General features: G+C 45.1%; 14 protein-coding genes and 1 pseudogene. 8 read left to right on the plus strand and 7 right to left on the minus strand.

Going from position 1 to position 22,529, the window contains the following annotated elements; genetic code table 11:
* The 3 genes and pseudogenes from DWX33_RS08875 to DWX33_RS08880 all read left to right on the plus strand — a co-directional run.
* Positions 1-202 (plus strand): annotated as a pseudogene (locus DWX33_RS08875) (hypothetical protein); the annotation flags it as partial.
* Between the two features lie 68 nt (positions 203-270).
* Positions 271-429: a hypothetical protein gene (locus DWX33_RS22520; protein ID WP_005860331.1), complete on the plus strand. Its 159-nt coding sequence runs from the start codon at positions 271-273 to the stop codon at positions 427-429.
* Between the two features lie 104 nt (positions 430-533).
* Entirely contained in the window at positions 534-1,979 is a 1,446-nt protein-coding gene (locus DWX33_RS08880) for a PA14 domain-containing protein (protein WP_122380226.1), read from the plus strand.
* Between the two features lie 53 nt (positions 1,980-2,032).
* Here DWX33_RS08880 and DWX33_RS08885 read toward each other — a convergent pair whose 3' ends face one another.
* Positions 2,033-3,712: a SulP family inorganic anion transporter gene (locus DWX33_RS08885; RefSeq protein ID WP_005860327.1), complete on the minus strand. Its 1,680-nt coding sequence runs from the start codon at positions 3,710-3,712 to the stop codon at positions 2,033-2,035.
* Between the two features lie 289 nt (positions 3,713-4,001).
* On the opposite strand from DWX33_RS08885, the gene rbr reads away from it, so the two are divergent.
* Positions 4,002-4,580: a rubrerythrin gene (gene rbr / locus DWX33_RS08890; protein ID WP_008777696.1), complete on the plus strand. Its 579-nt coding sequence runs from the start codon at positions 4,002-4,004 to the stop codon at positions 4,578-4,580.
* Positions 4,581-4,655: 75 nt separating this feature from the next.
* On the opposite strand, the gene nadB is transcribed toward rbr, so the two are convergent.
* From nadB to DWX33_RS08915, 5 genes are all read right to left on the minus strand, one after another.
* The gene (nadB, locus tag DWX33_RS08895; RefSeq protein WP_057327032.1) at positions 4,656-6,227 is read right to left on the minus strand and encodes an L-aspartate oxidase; all 1,572 of its coding nucleotides are present in this window, start codon (positions 6,225-6,227) and stop codon (positions 4,656-4,658) included.
* A 153-nt stretch (positions 6,228-6,380) separates the two neighbouring features.
* Positions 6,381-9,569, minus strand: a complete 3,189-nt coding sequence (locus tag DWX33_RS08900; protein WP_233570147.1) for a SusC/RagA family TonB-linked outer membrane protein — start codon at positions 9,567-9,569, stop codon at positions 6,381-6,383.
* A 16-nt stretch (positions 9,570-9,585) separates the two neighbouring features.
* Positions 9,586-11,334 carry a RagB/SusD family nutrient uptake outer membrane protein gene (locus tag DWX33_RS08905; protein WP_122380227.1) on the minus strand — a complete coding sequence of 583 codons (1,749 nt, stop codon included), beginning with the start codon at positions 11,332-11,334 and terminating at the stop codon, positions 9,586-9,588.
* Entirely contained in the window at positions 11,331-12,332 is a 1,002-nt protein-coding gene (locus DWX33_RS08910; protein WP_122380228.1) for a FecR family protein, read from the minus strand. The genes DWX33_RS08905 and DWX33_RS08910 overlap by 4 nt, the downstream gene beginning before the upstream one ends.
* A 23-nt stretch (positions 12,333-12,355) precedes the next feature.
* Positions 12,356-12,967, minus strand: a complete 612-nt coding sequence (locus tag DWX33_RS08915; RefSeq protein ID WP_008773174.1) for an RNA polymerase sigma-70 factor — start codon at positions 12,965-12,967, stop codon at positions 12,356-12,358.
* 213 nt (positions 12,968-13,180) lie between these two features.
* Between DWX33_RS08915 and DWX33_RS08920 the strand changes: the two genes are divergently transcribed.
* Complete coding sequence (locus DWX33_RS08920; protein WP_122115092.1) at positions 13,181-16,195, plus strand: TonB-dependent receptor; 3,015 nt, start codon at positions 13,181-13,183, stop codon at positions 16,193-16,195.
* A gap of 16 nt (positions 16,196-16,211) precedes the next feature.
* Positions 16,212-17,879: a RagB/SusD family nutrient uptake outer membrane protein gene (locus tag DWX33_RS08925; RefSeq protein WP_008773172.1), complete on the plus strand. Its 1,668-nt coding sequence runs from the start codon at positions 16,212-16,214 to the stop codon at positions 17,877-17,879.
* A gap of 44 nt (positions 17,880-17,923) precedes the next feature.
* Here DWX33_RS08925 and DWX33_RS08930 read toward each other — a convergent pair whose 3' ends face one another.
* Positions 17,924-19,300 (minus strand): MATE family efflux transporter, encoded by a 1,377-nt coding sequence (locus tag DWX33_RS08930; protein ID WP_005863698.1) that lies wholly within the window; start codon positions 19,298-19,300, stop codon positions 17,924-17,926.
* Between the two features lie 560 nt (positions 19,301-19,860).
* Here DWX33_RS08930 and DWX33_RS08935 point away from each other — a divergent pair.
* Together DWX33_RS08935 and DWX33_RS08940 are read left to right on the plus strand one after the other, a co-directional pair.
* Positions 19,861-21,630, plus strand: a complete 1,770-nt coding sequence (locus DWX33_RS08935; protein ID WP_122380229.1) for a tetratricopeptide repeat protein — start codon at positions 19,861-19,863, stop codon at positions 21,628-21,630.
* 134 nt (positions 21,631-21,764) lie between these two features.
* On the plus strand, positions 21,765-22,529 hold a 765-nt coding region (locus DWX33_RS08940), incomplete at its 3' end, for a glycosyltransferase family 2 protein (RefSeq protein WP_233570158.1).

The raw sequence follows: 22,529 nt of genomic DNA on the forward strand, positions 1-22,529 counted from the left end.
TCCGTTGAGCGATAAAGTGAATCTCCGATTAAATGCGGGTGCTTACACCGGTAGTGGTGAATATTGGAATCTGGGAGCTACGGCGGCGGCCGGTATAGAGGTAAAAAGATTTTATGTGGGAGTGAACTATTTCCAGAATTGTGTCAATGACCGGGATTTGAAATTGGGGTTGTCGGTAGGATATAAATTCACATTATTTTAATCTTTTATATATTTTGAGGATAGGGGTATTTGAGCGTTTCCTGTCTTACGATAAAAACAACGAGAATTATGGAGTCAACAAGTAAAAAACAGAATACCCCTAAACTTTGGTACTGGGGGGAACCTAAAGGAGGAATGAGCCTTGAGGATTGTGAGAAAATAGTAAAAGAGATCCCGCATTTTGACAGGAAAACCCGGCTTGCGGATATGTATATAGCTTTTGTTTGACAGCAAGGGTTTCATTGTGGCATTTAACATAAGGAAGAGAGCCTGTTTTTATACATCGCTCTCTTTTTTTTATAACTTAGCCCCCAATTACTAAATCGAAGAACATGAAAAAGACTTTTTTATTAGCGATAGCCTTGTTGTGCTTTTGTGCCCCGATGAGCTTATTCGCGCAAAAACAGCTTGCTTTCAAGGATGGGAAATTCAAGATCGTCCAATTTACAGACATTCATTGGGATCAGAAATCATCTAAATGCGCTAAGACAGTCGCTACGATACAATCCGTATTAAAGGCGGAGAATCCGGATGTGGCAATGCTGACGGGCGACGTGGTGACAGCAAACCCCGGTTTGGAAGGATGGAAGTCGGTGATCGGGATCTTTGAGGAGGCCAAGATACCGTTTACGGTCATGATGGGAAATCATGACGCGGAGATCGTCTCCAAGGACGAGATTTATGCCATGCTTAGTAAATCACCTTATTTTATGGGCGAGAAGGGACCGGGTGATATCCATGGAGCCGGAAACTATGTGGTACCGGTCTACAGTTCGGACGGAAAGAAACCGGCGGCCTTATTGTATTGTATCGACTCCAACGATTATCCTACGCTAAAAGATTACGGCACGTATGATTGGATTCATTTCGACCAGATCCATTGGTATCGTGAGCAAAGTATGCGCTATACCAAGGAAAATGGCGGCAAACCGTTGCCAGCCTTGGCCTTTTTTCATATTCCTCTGCTGGAATATAATGAGATCGTTGGGGCGGAGACTACATTAGGACAGAAAGAAGAGGGAATCGCCTCTCCCAAGATCAACACGGGCTTCTTCGCTTCCTTGGTGGAAATGAAGGATGTGATGGCTACTTTCGCCGGGCACGATCATGATAACGATTATATAGGAATGTTATATAATGTGGGGCTAGCTTTCGGGCGTGTATCCGGATGGGACGCTTATGGAGATTTCGAGCGGGGTGGCCGTATCATTGAATTGCGTGAAGGCAAGTTTGAGTTTGATTCATGGATTCGTACCCCGTCCGGAAAGGAATATACGTATTATTATCCATCTGGCCTGACCTCTAAGGATGAGGAAACGATGGAATTCTTACCCGCCAAAACGGTAAAACCTAAAAAGCACGGGGTAGCTTATACCTATTATGAAGGTAAATTTAAACATACGGATCAGATCGCTTCCGGGACAAAAGTGAAAGAGGGTACGATGAAAAATATCTCTATTCAGGAGGCTCCGGCCAAGGATCATTTCGCTTATGAGTTCCGTACGTTGATAAATATCCCTGAAAAAGGTGTATATCGCTTTTATACGTATTCGGATGATGGTTCCAAACTATTTATAGACGGTAAAGCTATTGTTGATAATGATGGCTCTCATAATGCTCGTATAGCGAAAGGAAAGGTAGCGTTAGACGCTGGTTTCCACGAATTACGTGTTTTGTATTTCGAGGATTATATGGGCGAGGCCTTGGAGGTCGGGGTTTCCTGCCGTAAAATAAAGGAAGCTGTCTTACCAGAGGACTGGTATTATTTACCGGAATAAATATCCAGTTGTAGAGACGCAGCATGCTGCGTCTCCCACTGTCTGATAGTATCTTAGTCTTGTACGGCAGCTTTCGCTTTCTCTACTGCCTCATTGATATTACTGCAAATATTTTCTGCGCCAATCTTCTTATCGAATCCGGATTTTGTCAATACACGGTGTACATGTTCATTGACCCCGGAAAGTATCATATGGATATGCTCTGCCTCGGAAAGACGGAAAAGACTTTCCAAGTTATGCAGACCGGTAGAATCTATGAACGAAACCTTACGCATACGGATGATGCGGACTTTCGGTTTATCTCCCATACTTTTCATGATGCCGTCGAACTTATTCGCTACGCCGAAAAAGAACGGACCATCGATCTCGTATACCTCTACACCTTTAGGCAGGGAGAGGACTTCCTCGTCATGATGAATCTCGCCCTCGTCGGAAAGATCGATCTCATCCGTGGTGACGGATACATGCGTGGTCTCGGCCACACGGCGCATAAAGAATAACATGGCGATCAAAAGACCGATCTCGATAGCGATCGTAAGATCAAAGATAACCGTCAGGAAGAAAGTCACCAACAAGACGGATACGTCGCTTTTCGGGTTTTTCATCAAGGAACGGAACGTACGCCACTCACTCATATTATAAGATACGATGATCAATACGCCAGCCAGACAAGCCATTGGAATGTGTTTGGTAAGCGGCCCGAGGAAAAGCAAGATCAATAATAATACGATGGCGTGAATAATACCGGCAACCGGAGTTCGTCCACCATTATTTATATTGGTCATTGTACGGGCGATGGCGCCGGTCACGGGAATACCGCCAAAAATAGGAACGATGATATTCGCCGCGCCTTGGGCGATTAGTTCCGTATTCGAATTATGCTTGTCGCCTGTCACACCATCCGCTACCGTAGCGGATAATAAAGACTCGATAGCCCCAAGGATAGCGATCGTAAAGGCGGAGGGAAGCAATAAGTTGATAGTTTCCATATTAAACGTGATCGGAGCCGGGGCTGGCAAGGAAGCGTTAATAGTAAACCGGTCTCCAATCGTCTCGATACCTGTAATACCCAAATGATTACGCATAATGTAAACAACGATCGTCATGATGACGATAGCGATCAAGGAACCCGGAATTTTCTTCGTTAGCCTCGGGCTTAACGTAATGATCAGGATACTAATGATACCGATAACGAATGCCCAAGGGTTAACCGTATCGAACGCCCCGAAATATGCGATCCATTTAGAGATGAAATCGGCGGGGACTTTATCCATAGTCAATCCAAATAAGTCTTTCATTTGTGTCGTGAAGATAGTGATAGCGATACCACTCGTGAAACCTACGACAATCGGGTAGGGGATAAACTTAATCACGGTACCGAGCTTCAACACGCCCATCAATACCAGAATAATACCCGCTATGACGGTAGCGATGGCAAGCCCTTCGATACCGAAGTTCTGTATAATGCCATAAACGATCACGATAAACGCTCCGGTAGGTCCGCCGATCTGTACGTTGCAGCCTCCTAAAAGGGAGACGATGAATCCACCGATAATAGCCGTGATCAATCCTTTTTCCGGACTTACCCCGGAGGCGATACCAAAAGCGATGGCGAGTGGTAGGGCAACTATGCCGACAATTATACCCGCCATGAGATCCGTCATGAACCTCTCTTTGGAATAATTTCTCAGCGCCGTAAAGAGCTTGGGCTGAAAATCAAATTTGTTCTTCATTTTTCTTCTTGCCTGTTTGATTTGAGGATGCAAAGTTAATAAAATAAAGAAGATGCAAAAAATCTAAAGACGCATTCCGATTTTGTGTAAACAATTTAGGAGGATTTGTTGTTTCATAATATAAAGGTAGAGAAGTTGCTCCTTGATAAATAAGTGATATCTATCTCCCGATAGATATTATTTAATGTTTGCGTAATCGATGTTTGGAAACAAATTCTTACTTTTGATCGGTCATAAGAAAAACGATATACAAAACAGACTCATTAATTTACTACATAAAATTAGCATTATGGAAAAAAGTATTAAAGGTACACGTACCGAGCAGAATTTATTGAAATCATTCGCCGGAGAATCTCAGGCAAGAAGTCGTTACACATTTTTCGCTAGCGTAGCCAAGAAAGAAGGTTACGAGCAAATCGCAGGTGTTTTCATGGAAACAGCCGAGCAAGAGAAGGAACACGCTAAACGTTTCTTTAAATTCTTGGAAGGTGGAATGGTTGAGATTACCGCTTCTTATCCTGCGGGCGTAATCGGAACAACCGCTGAGAACTTGGCAGCCGCGGCAGCTGGTGAGAATGAGGAGTGGGCTGAATTGTATCCTGAGTTCGCTAAGATCGCAGAGGAAGAAGGTTTCCCCGCTATCGCTGTAGCTTTCAAGATGATCGCTAAGGTAGAGGCAGAGCATGAGAATCGTTACCGTAAGTTATTGAATAATGTAGAAACAGGTACGGTATTTGAGAAAGCTGAGGCTATCTTGTGGCAATGTCGCAACTGTGGTTTCGTATTCGAGGGCAAGAAAGCTCCGGTTAACTGTCCGGCATGCGCTCATCCGCAAGCTTATTTCGAACCGATGAAACAGAACTATTGATAATTAAAAGTTGAGAATTGAAAATTGAGAATTAACATAGTTAGTAATTCTCAATTTTCAATTCTCAATTTTCAATTATTTAACCGGCGGATAATCAATCGTATAATGTAATCCCCGGCTCTCTTTCCGTTCCATCGCTTGACGAGTGATCAAATAACCTACATTGATCATATTACGCAACTCACATAATTCACGGGATGCCTTACAACGTTTGAAAAGGCTCTCTGTCTCCTCATATAAAATATCCAGACGGTTCCACGCACGGATCAAACGTGTGTTACTACGAACGATACCTACATACGCTTCCATGATCTGGTTTACCTCTTTCATGCTTTGGGTGATCAATACACGCTCTTCATTGGTGATCGTTCCCTCATCGTTCCATTCCGGTACATCTTGGTTAAACTCATAGCGATCCATGACGCTTAATGAGTGTTTCGCCGCGGCGTCGGCATATACAACTGCCTCGATCAATGAGTTTGAAGCTAAGCGGTTACCACCGTGCAGGCCGGTACAAGAGCATTCTCCGATCGCATATAGGCGACGGATGCTGGATTGCCCGTTTAGGTCTACCTTGATACCTCCACATAAATAATGGGCCGCAGGGGCTACCGGGATGTAATCTTTCGTGATATCGATCCCTAAGCTGAGGCATTTCTTATAGATATTGGGGAAGTGTTTCTTCGTCTCTTCCGGATCTTTGTGCGTCACGTCCAAATAGACATGGTCTTCACCCCGTTGTTTCATCTCGCTATCGATCGCACGGGCTACGATATCACGGGGAGCCAAGGAAAGACGGGGATCATATTTATGCATGAACTCCTCGCCGCCAAGGTTTCTCAATACAGCTCCATATCCGCGCATCGCCTCGGTGATGAGGAAAGAGGGACGGTCGCCCGGATGATACAAGGCGGTCGGGTGGAACTGGATAAACTCCATATCTTTTACGGAGCCTTTCGCGCGGTAAACCATGGCGATACCGTCTCCGGTAGCTACCAGCGGGTTTGTCGTATTCCGGTAAACGGCCTCGCAACCGCCTGTCGCCATAACGGTTATCTTTGACAAGAAAGTATGTACCTCGCCCGTATCCTCGTTCAATACATAGGCACCGAAACATTTGATACCGGGGGTATGGCGGGTGACGATAATGCCCATATGGTGCTGGGTGATAATCTCTACCGCATAATGGTTCGTGAATACGGTGATGTTGGGATGGTTGTTTACCGTTTCTATCAAGCTCGTCTGTATCTCGGCTCCCGTATTGTCGGCATGGTGCAGGATACGAAACTCGGAGTGTCCTCCTTCTTTATGCAGATCGAATTCTCCGCTTTCTTTCTTATCGAAATTAACTCCCCATCGGATAAGCGCCTCGATCTGGGCAGGGGCCTCGCGCACGACTTTCTCCACGGCTGCCCGGTCGCTGATCCAGTCGCCGGCGATCATCGTGTCTTCTATGTGCTTCTCGAAATTATCTACTTTCAAGTTGGTTACGGAAGCGATACCTCCTTGTGCGAAATATGTGTTGGCTTCTTCTTGTCCGGCTTTACAGATAAGTGCTACGCTCTTGCCTTCATTGGCTACTTTCAGAGCGAAACTCATACCGGCGATTCCTGAGCCTATCACTAAGTAATCGAATCTTTGTACCATGTTTTCTACTGTTTAGGCTCACAAAGTTAGGGATTAACTGATTAGGTTGTTCCTTTTGCGCTTGCTTTTCGTACAAAATAAATATTGACTACAGGTTTCCCGGATAGAGCCTTGCGGGTTGTGTTACTGCAACCCGGCTTGCAGTGGAGGCCTTTAGAATTGGACGGATAATCCCAGCGTGAAGGTACGGGCTACAGGATAGATGGAAGTGGTCTCGATACCGGGTTCTACGCCATTCACGTTGATATTAGCGGGATCGCCTCCGGTATATCCGGTAAGTGTAAATACATTATTTACCGAGAAATAGCAGCGTAACGATTGAATCCATTTATTGTCTGGGAGAGGAATTTTATATCCCAAGGTCAATTCTTCTAATTTCAGGAAATTACCGTTCTCAAGAAAATAATCGCAATAGATCTTGTCTCCCTTGATGGCGTCGTTACGGGTATAAGCGTCTTCTAAAAGATTGGTAACCGGTACGTTTTGTAGCCCGTAGTACATTTGTTTCAGATTCAACAGGTCGTACCCCAGCCAAGAGGTGAAAAACAATCGTAAATCAAAATTCTTCCAAGTAAACGTATGGCTGAAAGAGAGCTGCACTTTCGGTACGCCGTTGCCGATAAAATTCTTGTCTTCCTCGGTTCGTTCCGTGGTCGGGATCTTTCTCCCGTCTTTGCTCCATACCAAGATATTACCCTCGGCGTCGGTTCCGGCATAGCGCCAACCGAAAAAGGAGCCGATTGGCTTTCCCTCCTCCAAGCGGATAGCCGGGCCGGGTAATCCGGGGGTGGGAAGATCATACAGATAGGTATAGCCTAGCTTGAACTGGTTGTTGGAAAGGCTTTTCAGCGTACTGCTCAATAGGCTACCGGTGAGGCTTGCCGAATATTGAAAGTTCTTGGTACGCACGGGTAGCCAGTTCATTTCCCATTCCAATCCCTTGGAGTCGATAGTACCTACGTTTGTCGTGATATTGTCATGGATCATGGGAGGCTTGATTGCGTTGTAGACAAACAGGAGATCTTTTGTCGTACGTTTGAATAGATTCAAGGAGAGCATGAGGCGGGAGTTAAGTAAGATCGCCTCGGCGCCTATGTTGGTATGCAGGCTTTTTTCCCAGCGTAAATCCGGATTGGGGTTATTGCTAGGTCCGAATACTTGTATCCATTTGCCATCTACCATGACTTTACCCGCTCCGGCGTACGTCTCTAGCGATTGGTAAGGGGAGAAATTATGGCGGCCCGATACCCCGTAACCAACCCTGAATTTAAGATCGTCCAACCATTCCGTTTGGAAGGCGGGTAACTCGCTCAAGCGTATACCACCCGAAAGGGCAGGGAAGTTGCCCCATTTATGATTCGCCCCGAATTTACTGGAACCTTCCCTGCGAAACGAGGCGGAAAGCATCAATAAGTCCCGGTAGGAATAATTAAACCGGGCAAAGACACTAATCAACTTGCTGGAATTCTTGAATGAGCTTAAAGTCGCTTTTCCATCGGTAAGGTAAGAACCGGTGCCTATGTTGTTCCATGTGAAGAAGTCGGTAGGAAAGTCGGCATTTCCGGCGTTCATTCCCGAATGATCCCAACGTTGGAATGAATAGCCTATCATCGCTTTGACCATGTGCTGGTCCCACGTATTATCGTAATGATTGGTCCAGTCTAGCGTCCGGTTTACATATTTGGAAGAGGTACGATCCGCTCGCCCTTTCCGGTTATTGTCTACGGATTCTTTGGCCCGTGAGGTCCAATAGACATTTTCCTCACTCTCTTCCCGGTTCTCGGCGAGCATAATGGTGGAGTAAAAAGGTTTGCTCCAGTTGATCCGTGCGGTTAGCGAGCCGGTCATAAACTGGTTCTCTTGTTGCCGGTTTTCCTCTTTTAGTGAGGCTACGGGATTATCCCGCTCGAAACCGGAAGGATAGAGATACTCCGTCTCCTCCTCATCGGTATAGATCGGGGCGGTAGGATTGGCTAGCATCGCTTGTTGGAAAGCTGTATGGTTACCTAGGCGCAAATGTTGTTTTTTGTAAGCGAGCGATACGGTTAGCTCCAGATAGCCGGAGAGGAGGTTTTGGCTGATATGGGTACGTAAGGCGTATTCCCGGCGGGAGGATACAATGTCTAGTCCTTGTCCGTCCCTGTAATTCATGGAGATACGGAACGCCCCGCTTTTACATCCGTTTTGAATGGATAAATCATGATTTTGTTCCAAGGGGCAGGAACGTATCAAAGCGGCTTGCCAATCCGTATGGTACCCTAGATCAGCGTCTCTCCCGGCTGCTACAAAGGCTTCGGGCGAAAGGACACGAGGTCTATTATATTCGTGAGCGGCCGCTAGGTAGGTTTGGTAATTGGCCTGCAACTTATCCGAGCTTTTACCGCTTTTGGTCGTTATCAAGATCACTCCGTTAGCCCCGTTCGATCCGTAAATGGCGGCGGAAGATCCGTCTTTTAATACCGATATGGAGGCGATTTCGGCTAGTGATAAACTATTCAAGGATACTCCGGGTACCCCATCTACCACGACTAGCGGATTGTTTCCGGCCAAAATAGACCCGGCGCCCCGTATCTGTATATCCGGTATCGAGTTTATATCGGACAAGGAAGATCCCGAGATGCTCATTCCGGCGATCAATCCTTTGATGCCTTGGATGGGATTGTTGACCTTCCCGGATAAGAACCGTTCCGAGGATACATAACCCACGGCTGATGTCAGCTCCTTGCGTGCCAAGGTTCCGTAGCCGATCGCTACCACCTCGTCCAAATTAAAGACGGCCGGTATCAATTGGATCTGTAAATGACGGTTATCGGGCCCCACCGTCCTTAGCTCCGGCTTATAGGCCAGATGGGAGATTTGTAGCCGGCACGAATCCTTATCTGTAAAGAAGCGGAAATACCCTTCCTCATTCGTTAGTCCTCCTTTACCGGAAAGAAGGTCGATTACCGAGACAAATTCCATGGGAGACCCTTTCTCATCCGTGATATAACCCGTAACCGGGACTGGATAGGGCTTGGGCTTCCCCGTATCGATCTTAGGCATCAACAAGATTTGTACGTCCATGATCTCATAGCGTATCCCGATCGGTCCGCATAGCCGGTCTAGTATTTTACGGATATCCGGCGAGGTTATTTTCTCATTGATTTTCTGTTTCATATCCAACTGAGTCTCGTTGTATAGGAAAAGATAAGGGGATTGTTGCTCTATTTTCCGCAATACATCCCTTAATTGAGTCCCATGTTCATTCAAGGTGATGGGAACCTCGATCTCTTGGGCCCGTGTATGCGGGACGCAAAGGAACAGAGCCGTTATTAAGAATGATATGTATATCTTGATTTGCATAGGGTGAATTAAACGGTTAATAGATATATCCTTCCGAGCGTTTCAATAAGGGATTGGCCGATATCGCCCGGGCAGGTATCGGATAGAACCGGCGATAACTATCGGAGGGTTGCTTATCCCACCAGATACCGGTCGTGAATAGGCCGAACCGGTTTAAATCGGTACGTCTTCGTTTCTCCGCTAGAAATTCACGTCCCCATTCATCCAATAATTCCTGTGCGGTAAGGACGGAGCCATCTTCCGGATAGCGTACTTGTTCCCAGTCTTCCGGCGCATAGTATCGTTTGCGTATCTGGTTCAAGATCGCCTCGGCCTTGGCTGGATTACCCAGACGGAAGGAAACTTCCGCCAGCGTATAATAAACCTCTGTCAGCCGTAACACTACCAGATTATTCGCCATCAGCCCCACGTCTCCGGATGGATAAAGCGGATATTTCACGATACGGATACCTGTATTCTCCTCGCCGGTCTTGATATTGGATGCGAGGGAGGTGAATCTTTTATCTTGTATGATCCACGGCGTATCGGAAGATAATTGTTTATCTGTGAGCGCTTTCTTTTCCGTATCGGATAGATGGTCGGAATAACGTGCTACTTGATCTATGAAAATGAGGGGGTAGTTTCCCCATTCCTCGGCACCATACTGAAGCTGGTCGCTATTGTATATCTGTTGGGGTCCGAAGAGGAATAATCCCTCGTAAATGCCTTGTGAGAGTACCTTGAAGTTCTTCTTCCGGAGATCCGTATCAGGAAATTTGGAAAACGTGCGTCCTAACGTATAAGGGTAGGGCTTGCCGGATGGATCGTAAGAGGGACTGAGGTGACAACCATTATAGGCCGCCGGCAAATCCTTGCCACAGCCGAATCGTTCGGGCGCTTGGTAGTGCATAAAAAACAGATAGTAAAAATCATCATATCCTACTTGCCGGGACTGGGGATAAGACCAGATTAATTCCGGACAATCTTGATTGCCTGCGTTCCATAAATCGGTCCATTCCGAGGTGAGAGAGTAAGTGCCGAACTCTCCGTTGATAATCCGTTCGCAAAGCGCTCCGGTCTGTTCCCACATCGGTATATTGATGTACCAAGACGCGTTAAAATAGAGCCTCATCAATAATACGGCCGCCGCTCCTTGGGTGATACGTCCCTCGTAATTCTTAGAGGGTGCCTTGGGTAAATCGGGGATGGCGTTTAATAAGCTCTCTTCTATAAAGTGGAAATTTTCTTGTGGGGTGGCTGAACCGACCTCTTCCTCTGTCGTGAGGGAGATCGCGGGGATGCGGAACGCATCCAGAAGTAAAAGTTGGAAATAAGCCCGTAAAGCGGTAAGCTCGGCGATATGCTGCCGCTTGTCGGACTCGCAGAGTCCGAAGTTATCATATGATAACTCTTGGATATCCGCCAATGTATTATTACAATATCCGATACCTCCGTAGCAAGCGTTCCACATTTGCTCACTGTTTTTCTCGTACGTGTCCCATGTATGTTGGTGGATCATACGCCATACGCCCCCGTCTTCCCAATGCTCTCGTTTTTGGGTGATCACGAGTTGATCCGCCGATAACTCTTGCAGCCAGAAAGAGAAATTAGTCTCCGCCCATTTCGCATGCTCATAAGGACGGAGTACGGAGGCCATTAAGGATTCATAATCCGTATAATAATCCTCTTTCTCCAGCTGGTCGTATAGGTCTTCTTCCAGATCGAAGCAGGAGAAGAGCAGCGGGAGAAAAAGAAAGGTTAACAGCAGTGGCGCGTATCTCTTCATTGAATAAGAATCAAGTTCGTACCCGTGAGTTTATTGGTTTGTTGTAATACGGTTTCTAATTTTTGTGTCTTTAGAAAAGCGCCGGAGAAACGTTGATCATCGTTTTCCGGACGTGTGTACATGAGTGAGACCTTATAGGTTTGTTCGATCAAGCGTACGATTTCATCTAAGGAAGCGTTATCATAAAAGATGATCCCTTTTCTCCACGAGGTAAGCCGTTCACTATCAACTTCCGTTACCGTATAATGTTCGTCATTCACGAAATAATCGGCTTTTTGGTTCGGATGCAACTGTACCAATTCTTTCTCATGCGCATTATTCAGGCTCACCTTTCCTTCTACCAAGATCACGGAGATCTCGTTTCCTTGATCGGAGGTCTGTACGCTGAAAGAGGTTCCCAGTACCTTGACCGATAAGCCGGAAGCATCAACTATAAAAGGCTGCTCGCTATTGGGAGTGACCTCAAAGAAGGCTTCTCCTCTGATTTTCACTTCTCGTACGGAAGAGGCGAATACCTCGGGATAGCTTAGCTCGGAATTCTCTCTCAAATAAACGGAACTACCATCGGGTAAAAGGATCGAACGATCCTCTTGCGCAGCTATAATCGTTTGCCATTCGGCATTTCCTGTTCCCGCTTTTCCGCCTTGATTCAAGAAATAGACGGTAACTCCGGATACAAGCAATAGTAAGACCACCGCTGCTATCGAGAACCATATTCTTCGGGAAGAAGTTGAGACCAAGGAAATAACCGGTGCCTCTTCTGTTTGCGATTGAGATTCCGAGGGCGTGATGATCGAAGCGATCCGATTCCATTTCCGGTCCGTTTCCGGATCGGCTTCAGCCTCTTCCAAAGGATTCCATTCGGCGGTTCGCTTCCGGAAAGCGGCCTCCCATTCCTTGGAGGCATGGATGGCTTGAAGCAACTCCGCTTCTTCCTCCGGGGTCGCCTTGCCTTTCAGATACCGTGTAATTATATGTTCGAATCGTTTATTCTCCATTTTCCTGTTTTACTAAATCTGTATTACCATTTCCAAAGACTAAGGAGCGTTCCCAGTAATAAGGCATAACGCCTTAATCCATCCCGGAATCGTTTCAAGGCACGGGTAATGTGTTTCTCCACCACTTTCTCCGTAATAGCCATATGTTCCGCTATCTCCCGGTTTTTCAAGCCATTCAGACGGCTGAGAACGAACGCTTCCTTGCATTTGGGCGGCAGTTCCTCCATAATCTGATCGATCGAGTCGGACAGTTCCTTTTGGATCAGCAAGGAGGAAGGGTCAGGTACGAAATCCGCCGCGTATAATCGCTCGGCAGTCTCGGTATCCGGTATCCGTTGCTGTACCGTATCGGCTATCTGACGGTGTTTTAAATAGTTTAGACAACTATTCCTTACCATCATGAAAAGAAAAGAGGTCAGCGAGATGTTATCCAGCAACTCCCTTCTTTCCCATAATTTCAAGAATACATCCTGTACGATATCCTCCGCCTCGTTTGTATCGTTGGTGTATTTCTGGGCAAATGCCTCTAAACGGGGAGAGAACTTGCGAAAAGCGTATTCGAACGCCTTTGCGTTGCCCCCTCTGATCTTATCGAAAAGAAGACGATCATCCGTTAGATACAATTGCTCACACATACCACTTTAGATAAAAGATTGAGGCAAATGTAACAAAAGTATTCTATTTTATGATCAAATCAATTTATTATATAACAACTAGGCCCGCTTTTACCCGCCCTTTATTCCTGTAAGATTATTTTATGTCCGAGAAGGGGGGGATTCCCCCTCTTGGTTGTTTTATCAAGCAAACGAAATAAATAAAATTAATTTAGTAATCTTAAATTGTAAAGCATGAAAAAGCATTTCTTCTCTTTGCGGGAAAGAGGTTTGTTCCTACTTCTTTTGGGACTTTTTCTTTCCTTTAGCAGTTATGCTCAAGACATTACCGTAAAAGGTGTAGTGAAAGACTCTAAATTCGGCGATCCGATTATTGGAGCTAGTGTCCTTGTGAAAGGAACAACGAATGGTACGATTTCCGATATGGACGGAAATTTCACGTTGGCAGCTCCGAAAGACGGGACTCTGACCATCTCTTATATCGGTTATAAATCACAAGAGATCCCGGTAAATGGACAGCAGAACCTGAATATCATTCTGGACGAGGATGTAGAGGCGTTGGACGAGGTGGTAGTAGTAGGTTACGCTACCGGTAGCAAGCGTACGATCTCCGGTGCGGTAGAGCGTATCAAGAAAGAGGATATGAACCAAGGTGTGGTAAACACGCCGTTGGAATCCTTGAAGGGTAAGGTTGCCGGTGTGGTAATCTCCAAGACGGGTGGCGACCCTGCCTCTAAGCCTTCTATCCGTGTACGTGGTACGACCTCTTTGTCCGGTGGTAATGATCCCTTGGTGATTATCGATGGCGTATTCGGTGATTTGAGCATGTTGGACGCGATCGCTCCCGCCGACATCGAGACGTTCACGATCTTGAAGGACGCTTCCGAGACCGCTCAGTACGGCTCACGTGGTGCCGCCGGTGTAATCGTAGTGACTACGGTGAAAGGTAAGAACGGTATGAAGACGTTGAGTTATAACGGCAACTTCGGTATCAGTAATGTTTATAAGAACTTGAAGATGTTATCCGCCGATGAGTTCCGCTCTACGGCGAAGGCGTTAGGTATGACTCCGCTGGATATGGGAGGTAATACGAATTTCTTCGACGAGATCGAGCAATTGGGTTATACGCAGAATCATAACATCTCTTTCGGCGCAGGTAACGACGATTCGAATTATCGTGCTTCTGTAGGCGTGATCGATCAACAGGGTATTATCAAGAATAGCGGTATGAAGAATTATACGGCTAAACTGGACGCTTCCCAGAATATGTTCAACAATAAGTTGAAAATCGAGTTCGGTATGTTCGGTTCCTTGAAGCAAGTGGATTATACGAACGATTATGAGAAAACTTTCTATTCGGCCGCCACTTACAACCCAACCTTCCCTACGCATAAGAATGAGGATGGCAAATGGGATGAGGATCCCTACGCGAACGAGATCCAGAACCCGCTGGGACGTCTTGAGATACAGGATCGTGAGAAGAACGCTTACGTGAACGTACACGGTAAATTGACTTGGACGATTTTGGACGGGTTGAAACTGAGCGCATTCGGCTCTTATACGTATAACGTGAAGGAGAACATGAAGTATATCCCGAAAGATTTGAAAGCGATTACGCAGACTTCCGACGCTCATGGTTACCGTGCGGATAATAAGCAGAATATCTTGATGGGTAATATCCAGTTATCCTATAATAAGGATTTGAATGAGAAACATCATATCGACGCTTTGGCCTTGGTAGAGGGACAAAAATATCATTATACGGGATTTAGCGCCGGTGCCCGTGGCTTTGAGACGGATTACTTCGGTTATAACAATCTGAAAGCGGGTGGTACGGTGAAATACGGAGACGTGACTTCTTTCCAAAACGAGAATCGTCTGGCCTCATTCATGGGTCGTTTCAATTATATGTATGACAACCGTTTTATCGCCACCGTGAACTTACGTGCGGATGGTTCCTCTAAATTGGGTATGAATAATAAATGGGGCTTCTTCCCTTCCGCTTCCGCCGCTTGGGTGTTGAATGAGGAGGCTTTCTTGAAAGACGTGGATTGGCTGAGCCAGTTGAAACTACGTGCGGGTTATGGTCTGACCGGTAACCAAGATGCTATCGAGGCTTATAACTCGTTGGCTTTGATGAGCCCGAACGGTGTGACTTCCGTCAATGGAAATTCTACCGCTACCTATGGCTTTACACGTAACTCGAACCCGGACTTGCGTTGGGAGGTGAAAAAGACATTCGATGTGGGTGTGGACGCTGGTATCCTCGATGGCCGCTTTACGTTGACCGCCGATTGGTATACTTCCAAGACTACGGATCTGTTGTATAAATACGCGGTTCCGGTTCCTCCGTTCGTATATCCGGAATTATTGGCGAACTTGGGAGAGATGACCAACTCCGGCGTGGAATTGGCTGTAAGCGGTGGTATCGTGAAGACAAAGGACTTCGATTTCAACATGGGCGTGAATTTCTCTTACCAGAAGAATAAATTGAACTCCTTGAGCGGTTCTTATATGGGACAAGAGTTGCAGGCGAAACAATATATGGATCTGTCCAGTATGAGTGGTGCCGGTTTCGTAGGAAACAACCGTGTGGTTTATCAGATGGTAGGCCAGCCTGTCGGAGTGTTCTACATTCCTCGTTGCTTGGGCTTGACTCCGGCTTTGGATGAGAATGGAAACGCTATCGAAGGCCGCTATATCTACAACTTGGATCAGACGATCGATGGAAAAGAGGGTTTGGATACCAATGATGGTGGCGACCGTTATATCGCCGGCCAAGCCATGCCGAAATATTATCTGGGAATGAACTTCAGCTTCCGCTACAAACGCTTTGACTTGATGACGCAGATGAACGGCGCTTTCGGTCATAAGATCTTCAACGGTACATCGCTAGCTTATATGAACTTGAGCCAGTTCCCTACATACAACGCATTGGCTAAGGCTCCGGAAAGCAAGATCTACGATCAGTCGATCTCTGATTATTGGTTGGAAAAGGGTAATTATTTGAATATCGATTATATTACGTTGGGTTACAACATCGATTGCAAGAAGATCGAGAAATACGTGAAGAATATCCGTGTGACATTCTCGGTGAACAACGTAGCTACGATCACGGGTTACTCCGGCTTATCTCCGATGATTAACAGTACGACGGTCGATAAAGATAATAAGGATCTAGGTATGGATAACAAACGTTTCTATCCGTTATCCCGTACGTATTCATTAGGTTTGAGTGTTAACTTCTAAATCCATTTAAAAAGTCATGAAAAAGAAATTTATATATAGCTTTATGATAGCCGCTGCCGCAGCGGCATTTTCTTCCTGTTCTAATTTTTTGGAAGAGCGTCCTACAGACGCGTTTGATGAGGAGACGGCGTTTCAAAGCCCTACGTTGGTCTATGTAAACACGGTTGCGAGCCTGTACAATAATATGTTCAAGATCATGGGTAACGACCGTCATGTATATGACTTGAATACCTTCTCCAGCGATGAGGCTATGCTTCCTTGCCGTATCGGTGACTGGGAAGATGGCGGTTTATGGCAGAATATTTTCTTACACCGTTGGGGTACGATGAATGATTTGACCAAGAACTCTTGGGATTTCTTGTATGAGCAGATCGGAAAATGTAACCAGAGTGTTGATAAGTTGCAAGCCTTTGCCGAGGAACAACCGGACGTGGAATATTTCAAGGTTTATCTGGAAGAGGTCCGTGCGGTCCGTGCGTTTTTCTATTATGAGTTGTTGGATTTGTTCGCTCGTGTTCCGTTGGTAACTTCCTCTACGACACCGATGTCTGAGGTAAAGCAATCTGAGCGTAGCGTTGTATTTAACTTTGTCCGTTCGGAGTTGGAGGAGGCGTTGCCTTATCTTTCAGATAACCGCAGTAACCAAAAAGGTGAGTATTACGGACGTATTACCAAGCCGGTGGCTTATATGATCTTGGCTAAGTTGGCGTTGAACGCGGAGGTTTATGCGGACGACAATTGGACGGACGGCAATCGTCCGGATGGAAAGAACATCAAGTTTACCGTTGACGGTAAAGAGATGAACGCTTGGGAAGCTACGATCGCCTATGTGGATAAGTTGGAGGCTTTGGGCTATAAATTGCAGGGAAACTTCTCTGAGAATTTCGCCGTAGCGAACGAGACCTCGGTTGAGAATATTTTCACGGTTCCTATGGACCCGGTCGCTTATCCGGACGCTAAGGACTATAACGTGGTACGTACCCGCCATTATGATCATGCTACGGCTTACGGCCAATCCGGATGGAATGGCTCTTGCGCTACGGTGAAGGCGATGAACGTGTTTAAGTTCGGTACGGCGGATGAGGATCCTCGTTGTAAGCTTACTTATTTTACGGGCGAGGTGACCGGCCCGGATGGAAAGACGATCTATACGGAATGGGACGGACAGAAAGTGCCTTTGAAATATGAGCCGAACGCCCCGAAGGTATATATGGATGCCTCCGATGGTTTGTTGGTGAAGACTGCCGGAGCTCGTATGGCTAAATATGAGTTCGACCAAAATGCTCAGGATGGTGGAAACTTGCATGGAAATGACTGCGTGATCTTCCGTTTCGCCGACGCATTGCTGATGAAGGCGGAAGCCAAGATTCGTCTGGGACAGAATGGAGACGATGAGGTGAACCAAGTTCGTAACCGTGTAGGCGCCAAACCGCTACAAAACGTAACGCTGGATACGCTATTAGACGAGCGTATGCTTGAATTAGCTTGGGAAGGCGTACGCCGGCAGGATTTGATCCGTTTCGGTAAGTTTACCGAGGCTACGGTAGACCGCTATGTAGGCGTGAAACATTCCGCCAGCTCGCTGGATTATCAAGAGGATAAGACGGGATATACAACGGTATTCTCCATCTATGCCGATATCCTTAGCCTGAATCCTAACTTGACACAGAATCCGGGATATTAATACGATTCATTTTAATCTTTAAGGCTTTATCAGGGGGCTGTCCGTTATTGGGCAGCCCTTTCTTCTTTTTGCTTGATTTTCCCTAGTATCTTCGGGAATTTCCATATAAATAACAACGTACAGCAAATAGCGGCCGTGGCATCCGATACGGCTTCTGCCGCGTATACGCCGGTTACCCCCATAAAATGAGGTAATAGTAATGCCAAAGGAATCAAGAGGATTACTTTACGAAGCAAGGCGATAAAGATAGATATCTTAGCTTGTCCCAACGCTACGAACATATTCTGGCAAGCTCGTTGTAAGCCAAAAATCGTCATACCCGCCAAGAAGATGGGCATGACCCAACGGACGGTATCGATCAACTCCTCGTCGCTTGTAAAAGCGGAGGCTACGGTTGAGGGGAATAAGATCATGAATAGCATGAGTATCAAGTTGAAAGAGAACATAACGATTAGCACGATACGAAAACAATCTTTCACCCGCTGTTTGTCTCCATGTCCGTAATTATAGCTTATGATCGGTACGAATCCTTGGGCAAAACCGGTCAGCGGTACGCTAGCGAATTGCATGGCACTCTGTAAGATAGCCAATGCGCTCACATAGATATCACCAAAATTTTTCAAACTACTATTCAAGACGAAACCCACCAGACTCTCCGTGCTGGCCATGATGAACGGAGAAATTCCCAAAGCGAACATCGAGAGTACGATTCTTCGGTCCAGTCTCATATACCGCCTTTCCAAAGGCAAGGAGGCACGTCTTGAGAAAAGGAAGCTCAATACCCATATGGCACTGCAAGCTTGTGATAGGATCGTGGCGAGCGCGGCGCCTTTTACCCCCATATCCAACCAGAAAATGAAGATAGGGTCTAATACGATATTCAATAAAGCCCCGATCAAAACCGAGCACATAGCGATAGACGGACGCCCTTGTGCGTTGATAAAGGCATTCAAGCCCGTGGATATCTCGACAAACAGAGTGCCCAGTAAATAAATAGAGAGATAATCCACCGCATATCCTAACGTATATTTTGATGCTCCTGTAAAAAGCAGGATCGGTTCCATGAAGGTATAGGTGATGAGGGAAGTGAATATAGTAAATAGGATAAGCAATATAAATCCATTTCCCACTATTTTTCCGGCCCGTTCCCGGTCGCCCTGTCCGAGAGCGATGGCCGCTAACGGCGAACCGCCCGCTCCCACGATAGCGGAGAAAGAGGAGATCAAGATCACGATGGAGGTGGTCACCCCTATACCGGCCAAAGCGTTTGTCCCGATCTCGGGAATATGCCCGATATAGATACGATCTACGATATTATAAAGTAAGTTGACAAATTGGGCCGCTACCGCCGGAAGCGCCATTTTGAAAACCAGCGGTAGCATACGTTCCGTACCTAGCCTAGCCTCGTATTTGTTCTTCATATTCAATCGGGATTTCAATTAAAATGGCTGCAAAGTTACAAGAACTTGTTGGATTATATAATCGAGTTCCATAAATTACCAGTTAATAAAAAACACTTAATATCTACCACATCTACAATTCCTTCTTATATGCCTTATAAATAAACATCTTATATAGTGGTTGTAGATAGAAAATATCTACAATTATCATTCTTTATCTACCATGTTTTGATAGAAAACGCAAGAAACCAAATTATCGTTTAGGTTCGTGTGTCGTAGTGCCTATATATGTAAAAGTAGTTTCTATTAGGGAAAACAAAAGTTTCGTGCTGAAGAAACTTTAGTTTCTATATAGGGAAACAAAAGTTTTCTGCTTGATAAACTTTTGTTTTTTACCATAAAAACTGCAAATGCTTATATGCTAATATTTTAAATACATAATACAACTAGTAGATACGTAGTGTGCCGCATCTCCCTACTGGCTGATTGTATCTCAAAATCACTATTGAAAAACAAATATTTTAGTGGTATTTATAAAATAAATTTTATAACTTGCGTTTAAGTTGTAAACTGTAATCTAAATGAAGAGAACACTAGGACTGACTTTGCTACTTTTCGCTACCCTTTTTTCTTGTATGCGCCAAGAAAAACCATTACCTGCGGAACTATCTCGTGCGGAATCTGTTATGTGGGAGCATCCGGATAGCGCTCTATCTATATTACGTTCTATGCCTCAATCATCACTTTCAAGCGGAAAGAACTATGCTACTTGGGCACTATTGTTGGCACAAGCCCGGGATAAGGTATATGGTAAACGCCTTCCGGATTCGTTGAATATCCCTTTTTCGGATAAGTTGGTTCAAGATGCGATGGATTATTTCGAGAAAGAGGATGACTTGAAAAGGATGGCGCAAGCGTATTATTATAAGGGACAATTATTGGAGGATCAGAAAAAGTTAACGGAAGCGATACCTCTCTTTTTAAAGTCTAAAGATATAATGACAAGGTTGGATGAGCCGCTTTTTACTTATCTGATCTGCCAATCATTAGGAAATACGTATCGTTATCAAGATCTTTATGAAGAATCGTTGGTACAATTAAAGGATGCTTATCAATACGCATTACGATCAGGAAATGGAGAACGGATATCTTATGCTCTATCAGAACTAGGAAGAACTTATGTGCATAAAAATGAAATGGATAGTGCCTTGTTCTATTTTGGTAAATCATTGGAAAATGCTAAAAGATTAGGAAATTTAGAACTTGAAGCTATGGCTATGGGAGAGCTAGGCGTTGTTTATAATGAGTTAAGTCAAGGAGAAAAAGCTTTACATTACACTAGAAAAGAGCTTGACTTATGTTTACAAGTATCTTCCTTACATAAGCTTCCTCAAATATATTACAAGATAGGTAGTGCTTTTTGGAGTTTGGGGCAACTAGACTCAGCAAAGGTCTACTTTCAGAAATCTTTAGAAACGGACAATTTGTATACGCTAAGTGAAGCCTATGAAGTGTTATATTATATATGTGTAGAACAAAAACTTTACAAGGAGGCCATAGAATATAATAACCAATATCTTATTTACTCAGATTCGCTACAGGTAATAAATCATGCTGGAGAATTGGCTGAAATTCAGGCTCGGTATGATCATGAGAGATTGTTGAACATAAATAACCAGCTAAAACTAGAAAAAACGAATCAAGAGATAATCGGCTTGTTTGTCACTGCGGTTCTGTTGATTCTTATAATAGTCTATCAATATCGTGTATTGCGGAAGGAAAAATCTTTAGCGCATGCTAGAGAGCAAATACGAATTTACAAGGAATCGATAAGAGAGAATGAGAATCGTATAAAAGAAAATGAGCAATTGATCGCCACGTTAAATAATAAACAGCAGGAAATCGACGAGATTGTTTCAGAGAATAAAAGTTTATTGGATCAAAATGCGGAGTCCCATAAAGAGATAGAGAAATATGAAGAGCTACTGAAATCCTCATATAAGAAACTAGATGAGCAATTACCTTATTTCGATAAATTGAAAGACCTAAAAGAGCATCCTAAATATCTGAAGGATGCAGATTGGTCATTAATCATAAACTGGACAAACTTGCAATACCATCAGTTCTATACACGGTTAGAGAAAGATTTCCCTGATTTCTCCGAATTAGATAAGCGATATTGCTGCTTAATCAAGATGGGGTTCAGTTCTTCCCAAATAGCTGTTTTTGCGAACTCTCTCCCCGAGTCTGTATCCAAACAGAAACAGCGTATCAAACAGCGTATCAAAAAAAGCAAACAAATACCTTCCGACGTAAGTTTCTTACTAGATCAATATCTCAAAGAGTACTAAAAACAGGGGATGTCCATATGCGTGTTTTTAATTTATTGATTATCAGTGTTATCTGGTCTTGATTTGTCCATGTGTGTTCCTTGACTATGTATGAAAATGAGTCTACATTTGTGCTAGACTTTTATACAAAAGATATGCGTTTATACTCCATTATTATTCCTGTTTATAACAGGCCGGATGAGCTTGATGATCTGTTATCAAGCCTTTGCAAGCAAACCTATGTCCATTTTGAGGTTATCGTGGTGGAGGATGGTTCGGAGATACCGGCGAAAGAGATTGTTGGGCGATACCAAAGGCGATTGGATCTTCATTATTATGTGATCTCGAACTCCGGCCCGGGTATGGCGCGTAATCATGGCGCTAGGCAAGCGCTTGGCGAGTATCTGCTCATACTGGATTCTGACGTGGTACTACCCTCCACGTGGCTTGAGCATATACACGACTCGTTGAATCATTATCCGGTGGATGCGTTCGGTGGCCCGGATAAGGCGCATGCCTCGTTTTCCCCGATCCAGAAGGCGATCAATTACGCCATGACCTCATTCCTGACGACCGGTGGTATCCGCGGCGGGAAGAAAAAGTTGGATAAATTTTATCCCCGTAGTTTTAATATGGGAATAAGGCGGGATGTATATGAGCGTCTGGGCGGTTTTTCCGGCATGCGATATGGTGAGGACATTGATTTTAGCATACGGATCATGGAGGCTGGTTATCGGACCCGGCTATTTCCTTCGGCATGGGTTTATCATAAAAGGCGGACGGATCTCATGCAGTTCTTCCGTCAGGTGCGTCATTCGGGGGAGGCCCGGATCGCGTTGAACCGGAAACATCCCGGCTCATTGAAGCTGGTACATTGCTTACCGGCATTATTCACGTTTTCAGTCTGTCTATTGGTTATC

The sequence above is a fragment of the Parabacteroides sp. AF19-14 genome (assembly GCF_003635485.1).
Taxonomy (GTDB): Bacteria; Bacteroidota; Bacteroidia; order Bacteroidales; family Tannerellaceae; genus Parabacteroides; species Parabacteroides distasonis.

Coding starts and splice junctions, on each gene's coding strand:
- DWX33_RS22520 (WP_005860331.1), top strand. CDS start 271: ATGGAGTCAACAAGTAAAAAACAGAATACCCCTAAACTTTGGTACTGG.
- DWX33_RS08880 (WP_122380226.1), top strand. CDS start 534: ATGAAAAAGACTTTTTTATTAGCGATAGCCTTGTTGTGCTTTTGTGCC.
- DWX33_RS08885 (WP_005860327.1), bottom strand. CDS start 3,712: ATGAAGAACAAATTTGATTTTCAGCCCAAGCTCTTTACGGCGCTGAGA.
- rbr (WP_008777696.1), top strand. CDS start 4,002: ATGGAAAAAAGTATTAAAGGTACACGTACCGAGCAGAATTTATTGAAA.
- nadB (WP_057327032.1), bottom strand. CDS start 6,227: ATGGTACAAAGATTCGATTACTTAGTGATAGGCTCAGGAATCGCCGGT.
- DWX33_RS08900 (WP_233570147.1), bottom strand. CDS start 9,569: ATGCAAATCAAGATATACATATCATTCTTAATAACGGCTCTGTTCCTT.
- DWX33_RS08905 (WP_122380227.1), bottom strand. CDS start 11,334: ATGAAGAGATACGCGCCACTGCTGTTAACCTTTCTTTTTCTCCCGCTG.
- DWX33_RS08910 (WP_122380228.1), bottom strand. CDS start 12,332: ATGGAGAATAAACGATTCGAACATATAATTACACGGTATCTGAAAGGC.
- DWX33_RS08915 (WP_008773174.1), bottom strand. CDS start 12,967: ATGTGTGAGCAATTGTATCTAACGGATGATCGTCTTCTTTTCGATAAG.
- DWX33_RS08920 (WP_122115092.1), top strand. CDS start 13,181: ATGAAAAAGCATTTCTTCTCTTTGCGGGAAAGAGGTTTGTTCCTACTT.
- DWX33_RS08925 (WP_008773172.1), top strand. CDS start 16,212: ATGAAAAAGAAATTTATATATAGCTTTATGATAGCCGCTGCCGCAGCG.
- DWX33_RS08930 (WP_005863698.1), bottom strand. CDS start 19,300: ATGAAGAACAAATACGAGGCTAGGCTAGGTACGGAACGTATGCTACCG.
- DWX33_RS08935 (WP_122380229.1), top strand. CDS start 19,861: ATGAAGAGAACACTAGGACTGACTTTGCTACTTTTCGCTACCCTTTTT.